Raw genomic sequence first — 6,000 nt, forward strand, 5'->3', positions numbered from 1 at the left:
GGTGGCGGCCCCGGCACCCGCCCGACACGCTGGGCGTATGACCACGGCCGCACCCCCCGTGCTCAGCCGCCGCCGCACGAACCTGGTCTTCGTCACGATCGTGCTCGGCATGCTGCTCGCGGCCCTCGACCAGACGATCGTCTCGACCGCGCTGCCGACGATCGTCGCGGACCTCGGCGGCGGCGGGCACATGGCCTGGGTGGTCACGGCGTACCTGCTGGCGGAGACCGTGGCGACCGTCCTCGTCGGCAAGTTCGGCGACCTCTTCGGCCGGAAGGTCGTCTTCCAGCTCAGTGCGGTGGTCTTCACGGCCGGTTCGGTCTTCGCGGGCGCCGCCGGCTCCATGGCGATGCTGATCGCGGCGCGCGCCGTGCAGGGCGCGGGCGGCGGCGGGCTGATGGTCACCGCCATGGCGCTGATCGCGGACGTGATCCCGCTGCGCGAGCGCGGCAAGTACCAGGGCGCGCTGGGCGCGGTCTTCGGCGTGACGACGGTCGTCGGCCCGACTCTGGGCGGCGTCTTCACCGACCACGCGACGTGGCGCTGGTGCTTCTACGTCAACGTGCCCGTCGCCGTCGTCATGGTCGTCATGGCGGCCCGTACGATCCCGGTGGTCCGCTCGGCCGTGCGGCCCGTGATCGACTACCTGGGCATCGCCCTGGTCGCGGCCGGGTCCTCCGCGCTCGTCCTCGGCCTGGAGTGGGGCGGCAACACCTACGCGTGGAGCTCGGCGGTCATCGTCGGGCTCTTCGCGGGCGCGGTCGTCCTGCTGACCGCCTTCGTCCTGGTGGAGCTGCGGGCCGAGGAGCCCATGCTCCCCATGCACCTCTTCCGCAACCCCGTCTTCACCGTCTGCTCCCTCCTCAGCTTCATCGTCGGCTTCGCGATGCTGGGCGCGCTCACGTACCTGCCGACGTACCTGCAGTACGTGGACGGGGTGTCGGCGACGATGTCGGGCGTGCGGGCGCTGCCGATGGTCGCCGGGCTGCTGGGCGCGTCCATGGTCTCGGGCGTCGTCGTCAGCCGCACCGGCCGCTACCGGTGGTTCCCCGTCACCGGCATGGCCGTCATGGCGCTGGGGCTGTACCTGATGTCGACGATGGGGGCGTCGACCGGGGCGTGGCTGGAGTCCTTGTACATGTTCGTGCTGGGCGCCGGCATCGGGCTGGCCATGCAGGTGCTGACGATCGCCGTGCAGAACACCGTCCCGTACCACGAGCTGGGCACGGCCACCTCCGGCGTCACCTTCTTCCGCACGCTCGGCAGCTCCTTCGGCACGGCCATCTTCGGCACGCTCTACGCGGGCCGGCTGAAGCCGGAGCTGGCGGAGGCGCTGCTCCGCTCGCCCGGCGTGCCGCCGTCCGCCGTGGTCAGCCCGCAGCGGCTGGCCGCGCTGCCGCCCGCGCAGGCGCGACCGGTCGTCGACGCCTACGCGCAGACCGTGAACTACGTCTTCCTCTGGGTCGTACCGGTGGCGGTGGCGGGCTTCGTCGCGGCGTGGTTCCTCAAGGAGGTGCCGCTGCGCGACAGCGCGCGGGCCGGGGCCGCCGACATGGGCGAGGGCTTCGCGGCGCCGGACTCGGCGGAGGCGGAGCGGCAGCTGGAGCGGGCGGTGGCGAGTGTCATGCGCAGGGCCGGAGGGCCGGTGGGCCGGCAGCTGCTGGCGGAGTCGGGCAGTCCGCTCGATCCGGCGGAGGCGTGGACGCTGGGCCAGATCCACTGGCGGCTGCGCGTCCGCGGCGAGGCGACGCTGTCCTCGGTGGCGGCCGCGCACCGGATGCCGCCGGAGGCGCTGGAGCCGGTGTTCGCACGGACGGCGGGGGCCGGGTACGCGCGGGTGGAGGGCGACCTGCTGTCGCTCACGCCCGCGGGCGAGGCGGAGATCGAGCGGCTGGCCGCGACCTGGCGCTCGTGGCTGGCCGCCCGCCTGGGCGACTGGGACGCGGGCGACCCGGCGGACCGGGCCCGGCTCGACCGCGCGCTGGACGCGCTGGCGGCCCGGCTGCTGGAGGAGGCGGAGGAGGAAGAGGAACGGATCCCGGTGTGACGGATCCCGGTGTGACGGATCCCGGTGTGAGGGCCCCGCCGCCGCACAGGCGGTGAAGACCCGTGGCGCCGCCGCACAGGCGGTGAAGGCCCGTGGGTGAACAGGTGGCGGCCCCGGGAAAGGGGGATCCCCCCGGGGCCGCCCCCTCGGGTCGCCCGTGCAGGGGCGGTGACCCGGCCTGGAGGCGCGCACGCCGCCGCGTGCGCCGGACCCCGACGTGCACCCCCGTGGCGCATCGCGGTCCGAGCCGCTCGGTCCCCAGCCTCTTATGGAGGCGAATGCTCCACTAGTGGCATTTCCAGGGGCACGCGTGGCTAGATGGCTCCCGTGGAGACCGGAGATCTTGTCAGGGAGCTGCGCACGGCGCGCGGATGGAGCCAGGGCCGGCTCGCGGCGGAGGTCAACGCCGCGTGCGGCACCGCGCTGACCCGGGAGTACGTGAGCGGCTGGGAGCGGGGCAAGGTCCGGCCCGGCCCGTTCTACCTGCGCGCCCTCGCCGGGGTGTTCGACGTGCCGCAGGCCGCGCTCGACGCCGGTCGCGCCCCTGGCCGCGCCGGCGGGGCCGCCGCGGCGACGACCGCCGCGCTCGCCCCTTCCGTCACCTCCGACCTCCTCGGCCTGGGCTTCGCCGCCCGGCTGCGCGGCGGCCCCTCGGCCGACGACTGGGAGGCCCGGCTGGACGCGTACGGCACCGACTACATGTCCTCGCCCGCCGCCGACCTCCAGCGGCGGGTCGCCGAGGACCTCGTCGTCGTCCAGCAGCAGCTGGACGCCCCGGCGATGTGGTCGGCGGCGGCGCGGCTGATGACGGTGTACGCGACGACGTTCCCGCGGCAGGAGTCCGCGCGGAGCATCCAGTGGTTCCGGACGGCCGCCGAGGCGGCGGACCGCTCGGGGGACGTGGGCGTACGCGTGTGGGTGCGCGGCCGGGGCGCCCTCGCCCTCGGCTACGGCGGCACGGCCACGGGCCTCGCCGACCTGCTGGCCGACCAGGCGCTCGCCCTCACGGACAGGCCGTCCGTCGGCCTGCTGCACGCCACGCTCGGCAAGGCGTACGCGGCGGCCCTGCGCGGCGACCGGCCGGCGGCCCTGCACCTCGCCGACCGGGCGCGGCGGATCTTCGACGCCGCGTACGACCCGTCGGCGCGGCTCAGCGACTACAGCATTCCGGCGTGGCGCATGAACGGCTTCCTGTCGCTGCTGTCGGCGCGGCTGGGCGACGAGAAGCAGTCCGCGAAGGCCCGGGAGGCGGCCCTGTGCGAACTGCCGGAACGGCTGCCCCGCTTCGTCACGCACCTGGAGCTGCACAAGGGCCTCACTCTCGTCCGCGCGGGCGACCGCGAGGGCGGGCTGGCGTGTGCGCGGGCGGCGCTGGACGCGCTGCCGCAGGAGAGGTGGTGCGGGACGCTGCAGATGCTGATGGCGGAGATCGCGGCGTGACTGCGGCGTGAGCGCGCGGGCTTGCCCGGGGGGCTCGACACCCCTTACGGCCACCCTCTTACACAGATGGGTGAATTAGTCATAATATATGCAGTTTTAAACCTGTCACCGGTCAATTCTCCTCACGGCTACATCGGCCACATCGGCATCCGCAGCAGCCACGAGGAGATGCGTCATGCGCCGGTTCAGACGCCTGGGAATCGCCTTCGCCACCGCCGCCGTCCTTCCGGCGGCCCTGCCCGGCAGCGCGGCCCGGGCCACTCCCCCGCCGCCCGAACCCACCACACCGCAGGCCGGACTCCACCGGGCCCCGGTGGACTACGACGAGAACGAGTGCGAAGGGGCCACGGCGGAGGAGGGCGACGTCTACGCACCCCCCAAGACCGACACCACGACGGGCCCGGCCCCGCACCACCGCAGCCTCCCCGTGAAGTGGCCCCGGCACATCCCGGACGTCAAGGAAGCCGTGCGCATGCTGGACGAGCTGAAGGTCAGGCCGTTCAGCAGCAAGGGCTACAAGCGCAAGTACTTCGGCTCCACCTGCTGGGTCCGGCACGGCATCGACCAGTGCACCACCCGGGAGACCGCCCTCAAGCTCCAGTCCGTCGTCCCCGTGAGGCTCGAAGGCCGCTGCAAGGTCGTCGGCGGCCGCTGGCACAGCGAGTACGACAACCGGGACATGGCCGACCCGGCGCACGTCGACATCGACCACCTCGTGCCGCTGCGGCACGCGTGGGGATCCGGGGCGCGCCACTGGTCGGACCGGAAGCGGCGGGAGTTCGCCAACGACCTGACCGCCGCGCCGCAGCTGATCGCCGTGTCCACCTGGGCCAACCGGCGCAAGATGGACAACGGCCCGGACCGGTGGCTGCCGGTGGCCGGCGCCGAGTGCAACTACAGCGAGGCGTGGATCGGAGTGAAGGACTACTACGGGCTGTCCGTCACCTCCGCTGAGAAGGACAAGCTGCAGCAGGTCCTGTCCGGCTGCAAGTCCTGACCCCCGCAGGGCCTCCGGCCGGCGACCCCGGCCGGAGACCCGGCCGGAGACCCTGCCCGCACCGCTACAGCGCCGCCCGGCTCCCCGTGCTCACCGGCGACGTCGCCGTGGCCGCGCGCCGGGCCGCGTCCTCGACCTGCGTCGCCGTCAGGACGTAGCCCGTCTCCGCGTCGGACGTGGAGCGGGCGAACACGACGCCGTAGACCTGCCCCGAGGGGGTCAGGAGCGGGCCGCCCGAGTTGCCCGGCCGGATCGTGGACCGTACGGAGTACACCTGGCGGGTGGTCACGCCGTCGCCGTAGATGTCCTGGCCCTTCGCGCGGAGCTCGTTGGCGACCGTGGCCGCGCGGACGTCGAGGCCGCCGTTCTCCGGGAAGCCCGCGACGATCGCCGCGTCACCGCGCTTGGCGGCCTTGTCGAACGGCAGCACGGGGGCCCGCAGGCCCGGCACGTCCAGGACGGCGACGTCCGTGCGCGGGTCGAAGAGCACGACCTTCGCCTGGTACGCCTTGCCGACGCCGCCGACGCGCACGGTGGGGGTCCGCACCCCCGCCACGACGTGGGCGTTCGTCATCACGTGCTGCGCGGCGTAGACGAAGCCGCTGCCCTCCTGGCCGCGGCGGCCCTCGCCCGTGTCGGCGACGCCCTCGACCTTGACCACGCTCTCGCGGGCGACGCGCTTCGCGGCCGGCGTGACGATGTCACCGGACGGCTCCGGGACGCTCGTCGCCGGCTCGCTCTCGAACGGGTTGAACACCTGCGGGAAGCCCGCGCCGGTCAGGGCGTCCGTGGTGCGGCTGAACCAGGTGGGGGCCTGCTCCGGCATCGCCTTCTGCACGGCGCCCAGGAGGGTCGACTCCCTGATCTGGCGGGACAGGAGCGGAGAGTTCGCCGAGACGAGGACGCTCGCGGCGACCCAGCCCACGAGGAGCACGGCCAGGGAGTTCACGACGGCGCCGCCGATGCCGTCCACGCCCCGCACCGGGGCCCACGTGAGCCTGCGGCGCAGGCCGTACGCGAGGCGGCCGGCCAGGGCGTGCCCGATCCCGGCCGGGACGAGGACCACGACGACCGCGACCACGGCCGCGGTGGCCGTCCCCGCCTCGAACGGCTCCAGGGCGAACGGCAGCGCCCACACGCCGAGGACGGCTCCGCCGAGGAAACCGGCGAGCAGCACGACGCTCGCCACGAGGCCCCGGCGGAAGCCGGAGACGGCGTAGCCGAGCACGACGAGCAACAGCAGCAGATCGAGCAGGTTCAACGTGGAGCCCTTTCCTTCGCGCGCGCCCCCGACCGCGACCGCGGGTCACCGACCCGTGGACTTGAAGAAACGCGGTTCCGGCCGGGGGCGGTTCCCAATCCGGGCGAATTCATGGCGTACGACACGTTGCGGGGGCGCGCGGGGTACGTACGACGGGGGCGGGGTCCGGGGCAGCGCCCCGGTTTCGGGAAGGGGCGGGCCAGGGGCCCCTCCCTCCGCCGCCACGGCGATCAGCCGAAACGGCGCGGCCCGGCG

The 6,000-nt window shown here is 74.0% G+C and carries 4 protein-coding genes; 3 read left to right on the forward strand and 1 reads right to left on the reverse strand.

Annotated elements, in window-relative coordinates; all coding sequences use genetic code 11:
• Positions 1-37 precede the first annotated feature (37 nt).
• From B7P34_RS24710 to B7P34_RS24720, 3 genes are all read left to right on the forward strand, one after another.
• Positions 38-2,047 (forward strand): MDR family MFS transporter, encoded by a 2,010-nt coding sequence (locus tag B7P34_RS24710; protein ID WP_106679932.1) that lies wholly within the window; start codon positions 38-40, stop codon positions 2,045-2,047.
• Between the two features lie 318 nt (positions 2,048-2,365).
• Positions 2,366-3,487: a helix-turn-helix domain-containing protein gene (locus B7P34_RS24715; RefSeq protein WP_223268186.1), complete on the forward strand. Its 1,122-nt coding sequence runs from the start codon at positions 2,366-2,368 to the stop codon at positions 3,485-3,487.
• A gap of 175 nt (positions 3,488-3,662) precedes the next feature.
• Positions 3,663-4,484 carry an HNH endonuclease family protein gene (locus B7P34_RS24720; protein ID WP_106679936.1) on the forward strand — a complete coding sequence of 274 codons (822 nt, stop codon included), beginning with the start codon at positions 3,663-3,665 and terminating at the stop codon, positions 4,482-4,484.
• A 64-nt stretch (positions 4,485-4,548) separates the two neighbouring features.
• Here the strand turns inward: B7P34_RS24720 and B7P34_RS24725 are convergent, their stop codons facing one another.
• A complete protein-coding gene (locus tag B7P34_RS24725) occupies positions 4,549-5,745 on the reverse strand; it encodes a MarP family serine protease (protein ID WP_106679938.1) in 1,197 nt (398 codons plus the stop codon).
• Between the last annotated feature and the right edge of the window lie 255 nt (positions 5,746-6,000).

It is taken from the genome of Streptosporangium nondiastaticum (genome assembly GCF_003011965.1).
Classification (GTDB): Bacteria; Actinomycetota; Actinomycetes; order Streptomycetales; family Streptomycetaceae; genus Streptomyces; species Streptomyces nondiastaticus.

Bases quoted from the DNA above. Each gene is read 5' to 3' on its own strand.
- B7P34_RS24720 (WP_106679936.1), top strand. From the start codon at position 3,663: ATGCGCCGGTTCAGACGCCTGGGAATCGCCTTCGCCACCGCCGCCGTC.
- B7P34_RS24710 (WP_106679932.1), top strand. From the start codon at position 38: ATGACCACGGCCGCACCCCCCGTGCTCAGCCGCCGCCGCACGAACCTG.
- B7P34_RS24715 (WP_223268186.1), top strand. From the start codon at position 2,366: ATGGCTCCCGTGGAGACCGGAGATCTTGTCAGGGAGCTGCGCACGGCG.